Origin of the sequence: Paractinoplanes lichenicola (genome assembly GCF_016785085.1) — a bacterium.
GTDB lineage: Bacteria > Actinomycetota > Actinomycetes > Mycobacteriales > Micromonosporaceae > Actinoplanes > Actinoplanes lichenicola.
This window is the reverse complement of sequence record NZ_JAENHO010000007.1, coordinates 369,997-385,635: the sequence shown is the minus strand read 5'-3', so window position 1 is coordinate 385,635 and position 15,639 is coordinate 369,997. Positions and strand designations below refer to the sequence as shown.

Annotated in this window: 15 protein-coding genes and 1 riboswitch; of the genes, 9 read left to right on the top strand and 6 right to left on the bottom strand. The window is 70.8% G+C overall.

Features of this window, described 5'->3' with window-relative positions; genetic code table 11:
* Positions 1-2: 2 nt before the first annotated feature.
* Positions 3-1,082 carry a hypothetical protein gene (locus JKJ07_RS26110; RefSeq protein WP_202994398.1) on the bottom strand — a complete coding sequence of 360 codons (1,080 nt, stop codon included), beginning with the start codon at positions 1,080-1,082 and terminating at the stop codon, positions 3-5.
* A 103-nt stretch (positions 1,083-1,185) separates the two neighbouring features.
* Between JKJ07_RS26110 and JKJ07_RS26105 the strand changes: the two genes are divergently transcribed.
* From JKJ07_RS26105 to JKJ07_RS26075, 7 genes are all read left to right on the top strand, one after another.
* A complete protein-coding gene (locus tag JKJ07_RS26105; RefSeq protein WP_202994397.1) occupies positions 1,186-2,361 on the top strand; it encodes an ankyrin repeat domain-containing protein in 1,176 nt (391 codons plus the stop codon).
* A 67-nt stretch (positions 2,362-2,428) separates the two neighbouring features.
* Entirely contained in the window at positions 2,429-3,445 is a 1,017-nt protein-coding gene (locus JKJ07_RS26100) for a LacI family DNA-binding transcriptional regulator (RefSeq protein ID WP_202994396.1), read from the top strand.
* The gene (locus JKJ07_RS26095) at positions 3,442-4,698 is read left to right on the top strand and encodes a sugar ABC transporter substrate-binding protein (protein ID WP_202994395.1); all 1,257 of its coding nucleotides are present in this window, start codon (positions 3,442-3,444) and stop codon (positions 4,696-4,698) included. Before JKJ07_RS26100 ends, JKJ07_RS26095 begins: the two co-directional genes overlap by 4 nt.
* A gap of 113 nt (positions 4,699-4,811) precedes the next feature.
* The gene (locus tag JKJ07_RS26090; RefSeq protein WP_307834411.1) at positions 4,812-5,627 is read left to right on the top strand and encodes a carbohydrate ABC transporter permease; all 816 of its coding nucleotides are present in this window, start codon (positions 4,812-4,814) and stop codon (positions 5,625-5,627) included.
* A complete protein-coding gene (locus JKJ07_RS26085; protein ID WP_236029870.1) occupies positions 5,620-6,444 on the top strand; it encodes a carbohydrate ABC transporter permease in 825 nt (274 codons plus the stop codon). The genes JKJ07_RS26090 and JKJ07_RS26085 overlap by 8 nt, the downstream gene beginning before the upstream one ends.
* Positions 6,445-6,480: 36 nt before the next feature.
* The gene (locus JKJ07_RS26080; protein WP_202994394.1) at positions 6,481-7,998 is read left to right on the top strand and encodes a glucoamylase family protein; all 1,518 of its coding nucleotides are present in this window, start codon (positions 6,481-6,483) and stop codon (positions 7,996-7,998) included.
* Positions 7,998-9,761: a GH39 family glycosyl hydrolase gene (locus tag JKJ07_RS26075; RefSeq protein ID WP_202994393.1), complete on the top strand. Its 1,764-nt coding sequence runs from the start codon at positions 7,998-8,000 to the stop codon at positions 9,759-9,761. Before JKJ07_RS26080 ends, JKJ07_RS26075 begins: the two co-directional genes overlap by 1 nt.
* Positions 9,762-9,776: 15 nt before the next feature.
* On the opposite strand, the gene JKJ07_RS51240 is transcribed toward JKJ07_RS26075, so the two are convergent.
* The 4 genes from JKJ07_RS51240 to mycP all read right to left on the bottom strand — a co-directional run bounded on the left by JKJ07_RS51240 (position 9,777) and on the right by mycP (position 13,362).
* Positions 9,777-10,388, bottom strand: a complete 612-nt coding sequence (locus JKJ07_RS51240) for a phosphotransferase family protein (RefSeq protein ID WP_202994392.1) — start codon at positions 10,386-10,388, stop codon at positions 9,777-9,779.
* A gap of 170 nt (positions 10,389-10,558) precedes the next feature.
* Entirely contained in the window at positions 10,559-11,170 is a 612-nt protein-coding gene (locus JKJ07_RS26065; RefSeq protein ID WP_307834410.1) for a tetratricopeptide repeat protein, read from the bottom strand.
* A gap of 89 nt (positions 11,171-11,259) precedes the next feature.
* Positions 11,260-12,018: an LLM class flavin-dependent oxidoreductase gene (locus JKJ07_RS26060; protein ID WP_202994390.1), complete on the bottom strand. Its 759-nt coding sequence runs from the start codon at positions 12,016-12,018 to the stop codon at positions 11,260-11,262.
* 138 nt (positions 12,019-12,156) lie between these two features.
* Positions 12,157-13,362 (bottom strand): type VII secretion-associated serine protease mycosin, encoded by a 1,206-nt coding sequence (gene mycP / locus JKJ07_RS26055; RefSeq protein WP_202994389.1) that lies wholly within the window; start codon positions 13,360-13,362, stop codon positions 12,157-12,159.
* 86 nt (positions 13,363-13,448) lie between these two features.
* Positions 13,449-13,597, top strand: a riboswitch (adenosylcobalamin (AdoCbl) riboswitch).
* Positions 13,598-13,603: 6 nt separating this feature from the next.
* Here mycP and JKJ07_RS26050 point away from each other — a divergent pair.
* Complete coding sequence (locus JKJ07_RS26050) at positions 13,604-13,807, top strand: CbtB domain-containing protein (RefSeq protein WP_202994388.1); 204 nt, start codon at positions 13,604-13,606, stop codon at positions 13,805-13,807.
* The gene (locus JKJ07_RS26045) at positions 13,798-14,571 is read left to right on the top strand and encodes a CbtA family protein (protein ID WP_202994387.1); all 774 of its coding nucleotides are present in this window, start codon (positions 13,798-13,800) and stop codon (positions 14,569-14,571) included. The genes JKJ07_RS26050 and JKJ07_RS26045 overlap by 10 nt, the downstream gene beginning before the upstream one ends.
* Before the next feature lie 7 nt (positions 14,572-14,578).
* Here the strand turns inward: JKJ07_RS26045 and JKJ07_RS26040 are convergent, their stop codons facing one another.
* Positions 14,579-15,592, bottom strand: coding sequence for a phosphotransferase (locus JKJ07_RS26040; RefSeq protein WP_307834409.1), 1,014 nt, complete (start codon positions 15,590-15,592; stop codon positions 14,579-14,581).
* Positions 15,593-15,639 lie beyond the last annotated feature (47 nt).

The following is a 15,639-nucleotide window of genomic DNA, read 5'->3' as shown; positions in this document are numbered from 1 at the left end:
CGCTACTTGACGCGGCTCCGGCGGGTCAGCAGCAGGGCCACTACGCCGATCACGAGCAGGGCGACGCCGCCGCCGGCGATCGCCAGGGTCGGGGTGCCGGTGATGGGCAGGCCGCCGCCCTCGCCGCCGCTGCCGTCACCGGGCGCGGGCGCCGCGGTGCCGCCGCCGGTCGCGGGCTTGCCGGTGAAGTCGAGCTCGAACCGGACCACGTTGTTGGCCGGGTCGCCGCCGGTGCCGGGCGGGTTGTCGAAGACCGACGCCGTCATCGTGACCTTGGTGCCCCACAGCTTGCTGCCGGCCGGGATCGCCAGTTCGCGAGTCGCGCGCGTTTCCTGCCCGGGGGCCAGCGCCGTGCCGGTACCGCAGGACATCGGGCCGGTCGTCTCCTGGAAGCAGCTCACCTTGGCCGGCTTGAACCCGTACAGGCCGAGGCCCTGCGGCTCGCCGGACTCCAGGAAGACGGCGTTGCCCGCGGCCACGGGCAGCGGGCCGTAGTTGTGCAGGACGTACGTGTACCTGACGACGTTGTCCGGGCCGGACGGGCCGGAGATCTTCTCGACCTTGATGCCGACGTCGCTCGACTGCACGATCCGTACGGTGGTCTCGCTGGTCGCGCTGACCTGCGTGCCGTCCTGCTTCTCGGCGGTGGCCTCCGTGCTGATGGTGGCCCGGCTGCCGACGGCTCCCTCGACGCGCACCGAGAAGTTGAAGACGTAGCTCGGCTCCGACGACGGCTTGGTGCCGGTCACCGTGCAGGTCACGGTCGACGCTGAGGCCTCGCAGGGGCCGTCCGGGCAGGCGGCGTTCCCGTCGGGCCCGCAGGCCGCGCGCTCGAACGTCACGCCGGTGGGCAGCGTGGTGACGACCTTGATGCTTTGCGGGACGATCGTCGGGTCGGCGCCGATCAGGATCGAGGCCGACAGGCTCTGGCCGCTCGGAATCTGGTCGGAGCTGGGGGTGATGAACGCCGTCAGCCCGTCGGCGGCGTACGCCGGGGCGGCCAGCCCGGTCAGGGTCAGCGCGAACGCGGCGACGAGGACGCTGAGGCGCCGCAGGACAGGTCCCCCGCTTTTCAAGATCATGGCGCCGGAGGTTAACAGAGTTGGACGGCAGGCCCGGTGCTACGTTCCGGCTTTGCCGGCCGCCGCGGAGGAGGGCCGGGCCCATGGAGAGGAGTGACGGCCGATGATCGTCGATCAGCGTCTGGTTGATGCGGTCAAGGCCGGCGACGCCGCGCAGGTCCGGGCCGCGCTGCGGGACGGGGCGCATCCCGATGCCAGGGACGGGTCCGGGCCGCACTCGCCCGCCGCACTGGTAATCGCGGCGCAGGCTGGGCGGCTGGACCTCATCGCCTTGCTGCTGGAGGGCGGGGCACAGCTCGGACCACTCAATCCCCACACCGCGTCGGCGTTGCGGGTGGCCGTCCTCAGGTCGCATGTCGAGGTGGTGCGTGACCTTGTCGCGCGTGAAGCGCTGGCCGCCGAAGCCGCCTCTCGCCGCGGCAGCGTGCTGACCAGCGCCCTGCAGATGGGGGCCTTCGAGCCGCAGCCGGCGGTGCCGGCCGTCCTGGAGGTGTTGCTGCGGGGTGGCGCCACGGCACGCCCGGGTGAGGAGGCCCCGCTGATCGCGGCCGTGATGTCGGGAAGCACGCCGGCGGTGCTACGGTTGCTGCTCGACCACGGCGCGGATGCCGACGTGCGGCGTTCCGATGGTGCCCCGGCGCTGGTCGTGGCCGCCCGGCGACGTGATCATGCCGCGGTGGACGTGCTTCTGCTGGCCGGCGCCGACCCCGATGCGGTTGACGGCCGGGGGCGGACCGCTCTCATGCACGCCGTCGAGCGGGGCGACAAGCGGGTGGCCGGCGTGCTGCTGACCGCCGGGGCCGATCGAGCGGTGCGGAGCCCGGACGGCATGACCGCGCTGCTGCTGGCCCAGGGCTGGCAGCGGCAGAACATCCAGTTCACGCTCGGTGAGCATGTTGTCGGCCAGGAGAACGTCCCGATCAGCCGGAGCCTCATCCGGGTCACGCCGACGAGCGTCCGGCTGTCCGGGGATCGGTCCATGTTCGAGTTCTGGGCGCGGGTCCTGCTCGCCGCCGTGGACGACCTGGGTGACGACGAGTGGGAGGACCGCACAAGTCGTGACGCCGATACCGCTCGCCGGGTCGCCGGGAAGTTGCGGGACGGCGGACGGGCGGCTCCTACGGCGTCGTGGTGGGAGGTCGAGCTCAGCGACGCCGAGTTCGCCGTCGGACGCAAGGGGCTGGTGGAGTCCGGCGTGGGCGAATTCAACCGTTTCGAGATCGTCGACCTGCTGGACGATCTCGACCGGCAGTGGCAGGTATGCGGGATTTGTAGCTAATCGCTGATGATGAATGCGTCGAGGTCCCCGGTTTCGGGGCTGTGACGCGCGGGTTACGTTCCCGTCCATGGCGATGAAAGCGCTTTCAAAGGCGACCATCTATCAGGTCGCTCAGCTTGCGGGCGTCTCGATCGCCACCGTGTCGCGTGCTCTGCGCGACTCCGAACTGGTCACGCCCGAGACCCGGGAACGGGTGCGGGCGGCGGCGCAAGAGTTGCAGTTCACGCCGAGCCGGCCCGCACGCTCGCTCGCCGAGGGGCGGCACGCGGCCAACGGCATCGTCTTCCCCGACCTGGTCGGGCCCTACTACGCCGAGGTGGTGCTCGGCTACGAGGCGACCGCGGCCGCGCTCGGCAGCAGTGTGCTGATCCTGGCCACCAACGGGCGGCGCGATCCGGCGGCGGCCGTGCGGGAGCTGGCGGGGCGGGTCGACGGGCTGACCGTCATGGGCCGCACCGTCGACGACGAGGTGGTCGCGGGGATCGCGAGCACGGGACTGCCCGTCGTGCTGCTGGCCCGCGACCCCGTCGACGGGGTGGACACCGTACGGGCGGGCAACACCAACACGGCCCGGGCCCTGGCCGAGCACCTGCTCGAACACGGGCACCGGACGATCACGTTTCTCGGCGATCCCGACGACTCGCCCGACGTCGCCGGGCGTTACGCCGGACTGAAAGCAGCGCTCCCGAGCAAGAAGGCCCGGCTGACCCTCGTACGGGGAAACGGGCTTGACCTTGACGCGGGGTGCGCGGCGGCGCCGGAGATCCTGGCGAGCGAGCCCGACGCCGTGGTGTGTGCGAACGACGAGGTGGCGCTGGGGGTGCTGCTCGCCGCGGAGGAGGCCGGGCTGCGGGTGCCGGAGGACCTGGCCGTGACCGGCTGGGACGACCTGCTCGCGGCGCGCTTCGCCGGGCTGACCACCGTACGCCAGCCGATGCGGGAACTCGGCGCCACCGCCGCCCGCTGGCTCGACAAGCGGATCAACGAATCACCGTCGGAAAGAACCGCGGCGCGCCGGCGGATCCTCGCCACCGAGGTGGTGACCCGGCGCAGCTGCGGAGTGCACGAGGAGGTGCATCCATGAGATATCGATGGCTGGCCGTCGCCACGAGCGCGGCCCTGGTTGCGAGCATGGCCGCGGGGTGCGGCCGCGACTCCGGCGGCGGTCAGGAAGCCGCCAAGGACGTCGCCGAGGGCAAGGCCAGCGGCGAGATCACCGTGTGGGCGATGGGCACCGAGGGCGAGAAGCTGGGCGAGTTCGCCAAGGCGTTCACCGCGGAGAACCCGGACGCCAAGGTCAGCGTGACCGCGGTGCCGTGGGACTCGGCCGGACAGAAGATCACCAGCGCGATCGCGGCCAAGGCGACCCCGGACGTGTCGATGATCGGCACGACGATGCAGGGCGAGATCGCCAAGACCGGCGCGCTCGACCCGACGCCGACCGACCTGTTCCAGAAGGACTCGTTCTTCCCGGGCGCGTGGGACACGACCGTTGTCGACGACACCGCGTACGGGGTGCCCTGGTATGTCGAGACGCGAGGGATCTTCTATCGCACCGATCTGGCGCAGAAGGCCGGCTTCCCGGACGGGCCGAAGACGTGGGACGACCTCAAGGCGATGGCCAAGGCGATGCAGACGAAGGCCGGCGCCAAGTGGGGAGTCAACCTGCAGCCCGGCAAGACCGGCAGCTGGCAGTCGATCCTGCCGTTCGGCTGGTCCAACGGCGCCGAGATCAACAGCGACGACAAGTACACCTTCGACACGCCGCAGATGACCGAGGCGCTGACCTATTACCAGTCGTTCTTCTCCGAGAAGCTGTCGCCGACCAACCTGCCCGAGGGCGCGCTCGAGCCCGCGTTCGCCAAGGGCGAGATCGGCGCCTTCATGTCCGGCCCGTGGCACGTCGGGATCCTCAACGAGCAGGGCGTCAAGGGCAAGTTCGCGGTCGCGCCGATGCCGTCGAAGCAGTCGTCGACGTCGTTCATCGGCGGCAGCAACATCGCCGTGTTCAAGGACGCCAAGAATCGCGACGCGGCCTGGAAGTTCCTGCAGTGGCTGAGCAAGCCCGACGTGCAGGCCAAGTGGTATCAGACGGTCAGCGACCTGCCGGCCGTGCAGTCGGCGTGGGACGACACGGCACTGAGCGGCGATCCGATGCTGAAGGTGTTCGGTGAGCAGCTCAAGTCGGCCAAGGCGCCGCCCGCGTTCCCGACCTGGACGCAGCTGGCCGCGACCTTCGACGTGGAGGCCGAGAAGGTGTGCGTCGGTGGGAGCGACCCCGCGGCCGCGTTGAAGGCGGTGCAGAGCCAGGCTGACTCCATCGGCACGGGATCGTGACCGCGGCCCTCCAAGAGCGGCCGCCGGTCCTTCCTAAATCGGACAAAACGCCCCGCCGGAGGAGCCGATTCGTCGGCTGGGCGTTCGCCGCTCCCTTCACGGTTCTGTTCCTGGTGTTCGCGCTGCTGCCGGTGATGGCCTCGCTGGTCATGAGCGTCACCGACATGCGAGCGACCGACCTCCGTACGCCCCTGGCCGTCAACTTCGTCGGCCTGGACAACTACACGAGGCTGTTCTCCGACGACCTGTTCCTGCGCTCGGCCGTCAACACGCTCGTCTTCGTCGTCATCGGGGTGCCGCTCACGATCGTGGCGGCCCTCGCCGCGGCGAACGGGCTCAACTCGGGCCTGATCCGGTTCCGGGCCGTGTTCCGGGTCGGCTTCTACCTGCCCGTGGTGACCAGCATCGTCGCCATCGCGGTGATCTGGCGGTTCCTGCTCGACCCCGAGGCCGGCCTGGTCGACAACCTGCTCGGCCTGGTCGGCATCGACGGCCCGAACTGGCTGGGCGACACCAGCACGTCGCTCGGCTCGATCATCGTGATGGCGGCGTGGCGCAACTTCGGTTCCCTCATGGTGATCTTCCTGGCGGCTTTGCAGAGCATTCCCCATGACCTGTACGAGGCGGCCACGCTCGACGGCGCGGGCCGGTGGCAGCAGTTCCGGCGGATCACGATCCCGCTGATGCGCCCGGCCCTGCTGTTCGGGGCGGTCATCACCGGGATCGGCTACCTGCAACTCTTCGAGGAGCCGCTGGTCATGACGCAGGGCGGGCCGCTCAGCTCGACCCTGTCGGTGAGTTACCACATCTACAACCAGTTCGGGTTCGGCAACTACGGCTACGCCGCCGCGGCCTCGTACGTGCTGTTCGTGGCCATCGTGGCGCTGTCCGTGATGCAGTTCCGGCTGCTGGGGAATCGCGATGACTAGAGATCGTGTGGCCAAGCTTTCCCTGTACGCCATCCTGTGCGCCGGGCTGCTCGTGGTGGTCGGGCCGTTCCTGTGGATGCTGCTGTCCTCGTTCAAGCCCGAGGCCGACATCCGCTCGGTCCCGCCCACCTGGTGGCCGTCGACGTGGACGCTCGACCACTACCGCGACCTGTTCGACCGGCTCGACTTCCCGCAGTACTTCGCCAACTCGGCGATCGTGGCCGTGCTGGTGACCGCGGGCAACCTGCTGTTCTGCTCGCTGCTCGGGTACGCCCTGGCCAAGCTGGACTTCCCCGGTCGTAAGGCGCTGTTCCTGACCGTGCTGGGCATGCTCATGGTGCCGGGCATGGTGACCTTCGTGCCGCAGTTCGTGCTCGTCAGCAACTTGGGGCTGGCCAACACGTACGCGGGCCTGGTGTTGCCGTTTTTGGCCGGGCCGTTCGGCGTGTTCCTGATGCGGCAGTTCCTCCTCGCGATCCCGGACGACCTGATCGAGGCCGCCCGCGTGGACGGCGCCGGCGAGTGGCGGATCTTCTGGCGGGTCGTGCTGCCGTTGTGCAAGCCGGCCCTGGCCACGCTGGGGATCCTGACGTTCCTGTCGTCGTGGAACAACTTCCTGTGGCCGCTCGTGGTGGCCACGACCGACGACAAGTACACGCTGCCGGTGGCGTTGGCCCTGTACGCCATCGGGCAGAACCGCATCTACTACGGGCTGCTGCTGGCGGGGGCCGTGGTCGTCGTCGTACCCGTCCTGATCGTCTTCCTGGCCCTGCAACGGCACTTCATGCGCGGCATCGCCACCACCGGCCTCAAGTGACGTCCTCACTCACCAACGACACCCCGAGGTGATCCCATGAGACGCATACTCGCTCCCCTGCTCGCCCTGGCCCTGATAGCGACCAGCGCCACCGTCGCCAACGCCGCCGCCCCCGCCGACCCACTGCGGACGTACGCGAAAGACACCTGGCGCTCCCTCACCGCCATGACCGACCCCAAGACCGGCCTGGTAGCCGACAACATCCCCGGCGACCTGTCCGCCCCCGCCGCCTACACCTCCCCCACCAACATCGGCGGCTACATGTGGTCGGCCCTCGTGGCCCGCGAGCTGGGCATCATCTCGCCCCGCGAGGCCTCCCAGCGCGTGGAACGCACCCTCGACACGCTGGCCACCCTCAAGCATCACAACCAGTCGGGCATGTTCTACAACTGGTACGACCCGCACACCGGCGCCGTCCTCACCGTCCTGCCCGACGGCACCCAGGTCACCCCGTTCCTGTCCAGCGTCGACAACGGCTGGCTCGCGGCCGGCCTGCAGGTCGTCCAGGGCGCCTTCCCCACCCTGAAGGCCAAGGCCGCGAAAGTCCTGGACCGGATGGACTTCGGCTTCTACTTCAACCCCGCCGCCACCTCGCCGATCGGGTCGCGCGGCCTGATCCGCGGCGGCTTCTGGGACACTCAGCCGCCGGGCTGCTCCGTCGCGCAGGACGGCGTGTGGTTCACCTGCAACCACTACGACATCACCGTCACCGAGCCGCGGATGGCCACCTACTTGGGCATCGCCGAGGGCACCATCCCGCGTACGGCGTATTTCGACACCATGCGCACGCTCCCCGACAACTGCGACTACTCGTGGCAGGAGATGCAGCCGCAGGGTTTCACCACCAGGCATCTGGGCCGGCAGGTCTATGAGGGCTCGTACCGGTATCGCGGCATCACCTTCGTGCCGTCGTGGGGCGGCGACATGTTCGAGGCGCTGATGCCCGACCTGTTCGTGCCCGAGGCGCAGTGGGGTCCGCGCAGCTGGGGCCGCAACCACCCGGCGACGGTGGCCGCGCAGATCGAGCACGGGCTCAACGACGCCAAGTACGGCTTCTGGGGCTTCTCGCCGGCGTCGAACCCGTTCGGCGGGTACGGCGTCTACGGCGTCGACGCGATGGGCATGGACACCGACGGCTACCCTTCCGACATCGAGGGCGGCAAGTACGACGCCGGGTTCGGTGATTGCCGCCCGCCGGGGCCGCCCGCGGTCTACGGCGACGGGGTGGTCACGCCGCACGCCGCGTTCCTGGCCCTGCCGTACGCGCGCAAGCCGGTGCTGTCCAACCTGGCCCGGCTCAGGAGCAACTTCGACGCGTACGGGCCGGGCGGGTTCTACGACGCCGTGGCGGTGCGCTCGAAGACGGTCGCCAAGCGGTATCTGTCGCTCGACCAGTCGATGATCATGGGCGCGATCGGGAACGAACTGTCGCATGACGTGCTCAAGAAGGCCTTCGTGACGCCGCGTTTCGAGCGGGCGGTGCGGCCCCTGCTCGCTCAGGAGACGTTCAACGTGCCGGCCGGGCAGCGGCTGCCGCAACTGGGAGGGAGCTGATGACGATCGAGGACCAGGCCCGTTCCAGCTGGGCGGCGCTGATGGGCGGCGGAGGCGCCCAGGACCGTACGGCCGGGGAACCGCAACGATCACGCCTGCCCGCACCCGCCGGGGTCACGGCGGTCACCGGTCAGGGCCAGGTCACCGTGAACTGGGAGCTGGTGCCGGGGGCCATCGGCTACGCGGTGCACCGCTCGGCCTCGCCCGACGGTCCGTTCGAGGTGGTCGATCACGGCGGCGGGGACGTTTTGGCCGTGCCGCACGGGCCCTACGCCGACACCACTGCCGGGCGTGGGGGCTGGTATGCCGTGGCAGCTCTGGAAACAGTGACGGCGATCGGTCCGCTATCAAAGCCCGTGGAATCCCGGCCCGGCGAAATGTCCGAATCAATCACCGTGGTCGTGGGCGACGGGGCCGCCCCACTCCCCCGCGTCTGGGAGGCGATGGTCGGCTCGGAGCACCTGTCCCACCTGCTGTCCACCGACGAGACCGGCGGCCAGGTGATCGGCCCCGACCTGACCGCGGCTCTACGACGCGTGGCCGGTGAGCTGGGTGTGAAGACTGTCCGCGCCCACCACATCCTCGGCGACGACAACGGCGTCTACCGGGAGGTCGACGGCGAGCCCGTCCACGACTTCACGAGAATCGATCAGATCTTCGACCTCGTACGGGACCTGGGTCTGACGCCCGTGGTCGAGTTCGGTTTCATGCCGCGCGACCTGGCCCGCGACCCGTCCCGGACGGTGTTCACGTATCGCGGCATCATCTCGCCGCCGCGCGACTGGGACCGCTGGGCCGACCTGATCCGCGCCTTCACCCAGCACGTGGTCGACCGCTACGGCCTCGACGAGGTGCGGGAACGCTGGTGGTTCGAGGTGTGGAACGAGGCCAACCTGTCGGTTTTCTGGTCGGGCACACCGGCCGAGTATTGGCGGCTCTACGAGGTCACGGCCGCGGCGGTACGCGACGTCGATCAGGCGCTGCGGGTGGGCGGGCCCGCCACCGCCGCGGTCGGCTGGGTCGAGGACACCCCCCGGGACGCGGATTTCCTGTCCACCCACGTCTACGGGACGCTGCCGCTCGACCTGCGCCCGATCGCCGACGGCCGGCCGTTGCTGTGGACCGAGTGGGGCGTCACCGCGACCCACGGCAGCCGGGTCAACGACAGCGTGTTCGCGGCCGCGTTCCTGCTCGACGGCATGCGGTCGGCCGCGGGCCGGACCGACGCGCTGGCGCCGTGGGTGGCCAGCGACCACTTCGAGGAGCTCGGGCGTCCGCAGCGGCTGCTGCACGGCGGGTTCGGTCTGCTCACCGTGGGCACCCTGGCCAAGCCGAAGTTCTGGGCGCTGTCGCTGGCCGCCCGGCTCGGCCCGCTCGAGCTGCCGGTGGAGCTGACCGGCGACGGCGCGGAAAGCCTGGTCTCGGCGTGGGCGTCGCGCTACGACGACGGCGGGCTCGGGCTTCTGCTCTGGAACAGCACGCTCGACCACGGCCAGATCAACGGCAACCCCCAACTGCTCCGTACGGTCGTCGTGCGCCCCGGCTTGGCCCGGCCCCACCTGATGCGGGTGTGGCGGGTCGACCGTACGCATGGGGTGATCGGTTTTGACGGCGAGTGGCCGACGCCGTCGCAGTGGGAGGCTCTGCGGGCGGCCGACCGGCTCGACGAGGCCGAACCCGCCCGCCGGGTCGCCCCCGGCAAGGACGTGACGATCGACCTGCCCCATCCCGGGATCGCGTTCCTGCAGTTCAAGCCGCTGTGAGCACCCGCCTGGCGCTCACTCCGTCCACGACAGGGTGAGCGTCAGGTGCTCCTGCCACGCTTTGCGGGCCGCCGCGGGCCCGTTGCGGAACCGCTCGACCATCGCCTCACACTTGGCCGCGGCCGCCTGCTGCCGCCGCGCCCACGACGGCCGTACGCCGTAACCCGCGAACAGGTCGTCAAGCGCGTCGACGTGCCGCGGGTGATGCCGGCGCACGATCCACTCGCACCACGCGACGTCCTCGATCCGGTCGCCCGGGTGCGCCCACTCCCAGTCGAGCAACGCCGTCACCCGGAACGTGTCCTGATCGAAGAGCATGTTGTTGGGCCCGTAGTCGCCGTGCACGACCACCCACCCCGTGCTCACCGCCGTGTCCGGGAAGACGGTGCTCACGTCGACCTGCTGCAGCCGCCGCAACAACTCCCCGCAGCTGCGCAGCACCGGCCGGGCCAGCCCCTCGTCGATCAGATCCTGCCCGTGCATGCCCCCGAGCTGCTCGAGCCGCAGCGCACCCTCCGGCACCCCCAGCACCCGCGGCACCGGAAACCCGGACGGAAGCCGCTCCAACGCCGCCAGCTCAGTCCCCCGGCGCAGCTGCTCATCGATGCCACCCTGATACCGCTTCACGACCACAGCCCCGTCCCCCCGGGTGTCATTCGTGTAGCCGTGCCGCAGTGGTCGCATCCCTGTCTCGCCGCCCGTCCCGTCTACGACACTCAGTCGTGGCCCACCGGGCCGCAGCGGTCACTGTAGCGCCGGGCAGCCGCTGCACCGCTCCGACTTCGCGTGGCCACAGCTCAGATCGCTGGTCGCGCCTGCTCGATGTGCCGCGTGACGGCGTGGGCTTCGTGCGCGGAGGCGATGGCCTGCGCCTCGTCGAAGATGGCGACAGCATCCGCACGCCGGTCCTGGCCGGCGGCGATGTACGCCAGCCCGATCATGTTGGAGGCCACGCCGGGCAAGTTCCCGGTCTCCCGGCGCAGGCGAGACGATTCCTCGAGCTGCTCGCGAGCCATGTCGAGCCGCCCGGCGGCGTGCGAGGCGATGCCCAGGTGCCGCAGCGCCTCGGACTGCGTCCCCTTGTCGCCGGTCTCGGCCGCCAGCCGGTATGACCGCTCGAGGTAAGGGACCGCGGTCTCGTTGTCACGCCGGATGAACTGGTGGACGCAGCCGATCCAGAACAAGGCTTCGGACTCGCCGCGTGAGTCACCCACTGCCCTGGACAACTCGAGGGCGCGCTGGAACAACGACATCTCTGCGCGATCCTCGACGGCCGGCGAATCGGCGTCGCCGGACGCGCTCTGATATCGCGCATGAAGGATCTTCCCGCGGGCCAGCGCCACGTCGGCTTCGACCGCGGTCAAGGCCTCCTCGGCGTCGGCGAGTGCGCTCGTGTCGCCTGTGTACACGGCTCGCACATACGCTTCGCCGGCTTGTTCGATTCGGTTCTCGGTGTTCATCGCCGCCCCCGTTGGCATAGCCCCTCGCTGCCCGTCCGTCAGCGTGCCACGGGGCCTTGCCCGATCCGTTGCTCGGCGAAGCTGACCCCGCCGCGCCAATAACCCAGCGCCTCGATCCACCAGGTCAACCCCAGTTCCCCGTACGGGCGGGTCTGCTCGACGGCCGTGGCAGGCGTGGTCGCGCCCTCCAGCACCAGGTCGAAGCCGTCACCGGCCCCCTCGGCCCGCACGAAGTCGGCGACTTGGGCGAACTCCTCGACCGGCACATTGCGTTCCCGCTGGTCGTGGAAGATCGGCATCGCGCCCTGATGACGCGCGGCCCGCCGCAACCCGGCCCGGTTCGGCCACAGCCCGCCGCACCAGATCGGGATCGGGCGCTTCCACAGCCGATGCAGTTGCTCGATGCGGTCGTCGAGAGCCTTCCCCCGTACGCGCATGTCCGCGTCCAGCCCGAAGTCGGTGAACTCGCGGTCGATCGACCCGATGATCGGCACCAGGGTGAGCCGCCCGCCCGACAGCTCGTTAAGGGCGGCGCTCTCCTGGGCTACGTCCTGGGCCTGCCGGCGGGGCAGCACGACAGTCAGGATGATCCGCACCCGCTCGGTCGCGGCGGCGATGGCCGAGGCCGCGACGACGGAGCTGGTGACCGGCCACTCCGGGTCGTGGTAGAGCAGGTGGTCCCAGAGGTGGACCCCGTCCCAGCCGTGCCGCTCGGCGCTGACGCCCAGCTCGACCAGCTTGCGAACGTCCCCGAACTCGCCCACCGTGGGCAGCCCGGCCGCGTACTTCACCGTCATGGCCGTACTCTACCGACAAGATCGACGAACGTTGAGCCGCGCTCGCGCCCAACGCGAGCCGGGGCCGGGCCCGATCTCGACCGAAGCAAGCCGGGCCGAGCGCGAGCCGGGCCGAGCGCGAGCCGGGGCCGGGGCCGGTCAGTCGGTGTGGCCTCCGGTGGCCGGGCTCCAGCCGCGGCGGCGGCCCTGCCGCACGATCGCCGCGATCAGCCCCAGCAACAGGACCAGCCCGACCCCGACGGCCGCGAAGATCATCGCCAGGTTCCGGGAGCGGTCACGGCGGGCCTCGAGCGCCGCCGCGGCCGGGTCGTTGAGGTTGACCACCTCGGGCGGCGGGGCCGGACCGGCCGCCGGGGCCAGATTCGCGGTGAGCGCCCGATACGGGTTGAGCGCGCCGAAGCCGTAGTCGAGGCTGCGGGGCCCGCCGCCCGGGGCCGGGTCGGCCGTGGCGGTCAGCCGCCGCTCGACGCCCTGCGGGGTGATGTTGGGGAAACGCTGCTTGAGCAGGGCGGCCGTGGCCGCGACGAACGGCGCCGAGAAGCTGGTGCCCTGCACCGGGGCGTGCCCGTCGGCCAGGGCGGCCGCCGTCACGGGGGCGCCCATCGCGACGATGTCGACGTAGTCGCCGCGCTGCGAGAACGGCGCCCGCACGCCGTTGGGCGTGGTCGCGCCGACCCCGATCACCCCGTCGTACTTCGCGGGGAACGGGGTGGGGTTGCCGTCCTGGGCCTTGTTGCCGGCCGCGGCCACCACCACGACGCCGCGGGCCACGGCGCGCTCGACCGCCCGCCGTACGGCGTCGTTGTCGTCGGTCATCACCAGCGAGAGGTTGATCACGTCGGCGTCGCCCTGGTCGACGGCCCAGTCGATCGCCTCGGCGAACTGGGCCGGGGTGCCGCGATCGCCCACCGCCTTACCGTCGATCTCCTGCTGCTCGCTGATCCGCACCGGCACGATGACCGCATCGGGGGCCAGGCCCTGGAAGCCCGTGTTGCGCGCCGGGATGGCCCCGATGATGCTGGCCACCGCCGTGCCGTGACCGTTGCAGTCCTGCCGGCCGGAGCGTTCGCCGTGCAGGAAGTCGGCGCCCTGGGTGACGTGTCCGCGCAGCTGGGGGTGGGTGGCGTCGACCCCGGAGTCGATCACGGCGACCCGCACGCCGGCCCCGGTGGCGAACGGCGCGAGCCGCTTCGGGTCGTACATCTGATCCTCGAGCGGCACCCCGGAGGCGACCGGTTTGGGCTGGGCGACGGTCTGGCAGACAACCTTGGCCTGGGCGGGCGCGGGCACCGTCAGCAGCGCGGCCGCCACCGCCGTCACTGCCACCAGCCGACGCCACACCATCACGACCCCCGTCTCAACGATTCGGATGGATGGTATCGGCAGGGTGCGACAACTCCTGTTGTGCGCCCAGGGACCTCACAGCTAGGTTGTGGGAACCATCTGCGGCGTCGTGAGGGAAACCGGTGAGATTCCGGTGCGGTCGCGCCACTGTGAACGGGCATCCCGGTGCCCGTGAGTCAGGACGCTCACGTGTCGCAGCCTGTCGGACGGGACGCGTCATCCCGCAAGGAGGTTCCGCACCATGCCCAAGGCCACCACAGCCGGCCCCCTGAGCACGCCTGCCGTTTCGGCGCGGCTGCTCTGGACGGCCCTCGCCGTCGTCGCGCTCATGCTGCTCATCACGTATCTGGTCGCGTTCGACCAGGGCGCGATCTCGCGCAGCGGCATGTATCTGCACGAGCTCATGCACGACGGCCGCCACCTGCTCGGCGTTCCGTGCCACTGACCTCAGGTCCGACCGCGCCGACATACGGCGCTCTGCTGCTCAGGGGCCTGCTCGCGGGTCTCGTCGCCGGTCTGCTGGCCGGCCTGTTCGCGTTCACCTTCGGCGAGCCCAAGGTGGACGCGGCGATCGCCATCGAGGAGGCCGCCTCCGCCGCCGCGGCCCCGGCCGGCGCTCCCGCCGAGGAGGAGGAGCCCCTGGTCTCGCGCGACGGCCAGAAGGGCGGCCTGTTCCTGGCGACCGGGCTCTACGGCATCGCGCTCGGCGGCATCCTGGCCACCGGTTACACGCTGCTGCGCCGCCGGCTGCGCACGCCCAGCGACACCCGGGCCGCGTGGAGCCTGGCCGGCGCCGCGCTGCTGGGGATCGGCCTGGTGCCGTACGTGAAATATCCGCCCAACCCGCCCGCGGTGGGTGACCCGGACACGATCAACCAGCGCACGATCAGCTACCTCGCGATCGTCGTGATCGGCCTGGTCGCCGTGTGGGCGGCGGTGGTGGCCAAACGGACCCAGCCCACCGAGTGGCGCCAGGCCGTGGCCGCGGTGCTCGGGTTCGTGGTGGTGGTCGTCATCGGCTACGCGCTGCTGCCCAACATCAACGAGGTGCCGTCCACGTTCCCGCCGGACCTGCTCTGGTCGTTCCGGCTGGCCTCGCTGGGCACCCAGGTGGTGCTCTGGACCGTGCTCGGCCTGGCCTTCGCGGCCCTGGTCGGGGCGGGCCGCCGAACCACCGAGCCCGTACGGGAGAAGGTCGCCTCCGCCTAGGCGGGGCTCAGAACACGGTGGCGGCCCAGCGGGCGACCACCCGAAGCACCGGCGCGCGGCCGGCCATGATCTCTTGCCGGCCGCGCCGGTCATAGGCCGCCTTGCGGCTCGACCCCTGGACGGCCGCGGTCACCATACGCGGGGCCAGCCAGAAATACTTGGCCGCGCCGCACGTCATGATCGCCTGGCGGACCGTGGCGTCGTCGACCGCGCCGTCCAGCCCGCGCCGATACTGCTCGGCCACCTCGGCCAGCACGTCGTCGAGCAGGTCGATCGGGATGAGCCCGTCGAAGAACGTGTCGAGGGCCAGGTTCGCCGCGTCCTCCCCGATCGCGCCCGGCCCGCAGTACGCCCAGTCGAGCAGCACCGGGCCGTCAGCCCCGAAGACCAGGTTCATCGGCCAGACGTCGTGGTGGCACAGCGTACGGGGAAGGGTGTCGGTGGCCGCGAGGATCTCCGCCCGCCGCTCCCACAGCCGGCGCAGCCCCGACCGCAGCGACGGCTCCCACACCGACGCCACCGCCGGATGGTCCCAGTCGAGCTCGGTCTCGAACCCGTTGGCCGTCGTGTAGTCCCGCAGCCAGTCGCGCGCCAGCCACGGCTCGACCGGCGGCCGCCCGAGCCACTGCGCGTGCGCACCACCCAGCCGGTACGCCACATCGCCGAGCTGCCGCACGCCCGCCGTCGTGCCGGCCGCGCCGATCACGTCCTCCAGCCACATCGCGACCGACCCGTCCGCCTGCTCGACCTCCTCATACAGCTCCGGCCCGGGCAGGCCGGGCAGACCCGTGGCGACAAGCCCCGACCCGTACGCCTCGGGCTCGCGCCGCCAATAGTTGAAGTGTCCCGGATCGTCGCTGGCCGCCAGGTGCGCGGCGGCCCCCTCCCGCTTCGGCGTCGCGATCTTGAGGATCGCGGAGCCGCCGTCACGATAGACCCGCCAGACGCCGCCCGTCACCTCGTTCGCCTTGCTGTGGACAAGTTCTTCGGCTGTCCACTCGGGACGGAGCAGGTTTTCCACAGGCCGACGATATCGGGAAGAAATTGTCGGTGCCGCCCGCTACCTTC

What these genes read in the sequence shown, in the direction of transcription:
- JKJ07_RS26085 (WP_236029870.1), top strand. Translation starts at nt 5,620, where the DNA reads ATGACTAGAGATCGTGTGGCCAAGCTTTCCCTGTACGCCATCCTGTGC.
- JKJ07_RS26105 (WP_202994397.1), top strand. Translation starts at nt 1,186, where the DNA reads ATGATCGTCGATCAGCGTCTGGTTGATGCGGTCAAGGCCGGCGACGCC.
- JKJ07_RS26095 (WP_202994395.1), top strand. Translation starts at nt 3,442, where the DNA reads ATGAGATATCGATGGCTGGCCGTCGCCACGAGCGCGGCCCTGGTTGCG.
- JKJ07_RS26110 (WP_202994398.1), bottom strand. Translation starts at nt 1,082, where the DNA reads ATGATCTTGAAAAGCGGGGGACCTGTCCTGCGGCGCCTCAGCGTCCTC.
- JKJ07_RS26075 (WP_202994393.1), top strand. Translation starts at nt 7,998, where the DNA reads ATGACGATCGAGGACCAGGCCCGTTCCAGCTGGGCGGCGCTGATGGGC.
- mycP (WP_202994389.1), bottom strand. Translation starts at nt 13,362, where the DNA reads ATGGTGTGGCGTCGGCTGGTGGCAGTGACGGCGGTGGCGGCCGCGCTG.
- JKJ07_RS26060 (WP_202994390.1), bottom strand. Translation starts at nt 12,018, where the DNA reads ATGACGGTGAAGTACGCGGCCGGGCTGCCCACGGTGGGCGAGTTCGGG.
- JKJ07_RS26080 (WP_202994394.1), top strand. Translation starts at nt 6,481, where the DNA reads ATGAGACGCATACTCGCTCCCCTGCTCGCCCTGGCCCTGATAGCGACC.
- JKJ07_RS26100 (WP_202994396.1), top strand. Translation starts at nt 2,429, where the DNA reads ATGGCGATGAAAGCGCTTTCAAAGGCGACCATCTATCAGGTCGCTCAG.
- JKJ07_RS26050 (WP_202994388.1), top strand. Translation starts at nt 13,604, where the DNA reads ATGCCCAAGGCCACCACAGCCGGCCCCCTGAGCACGCCTGCCGTTTCG.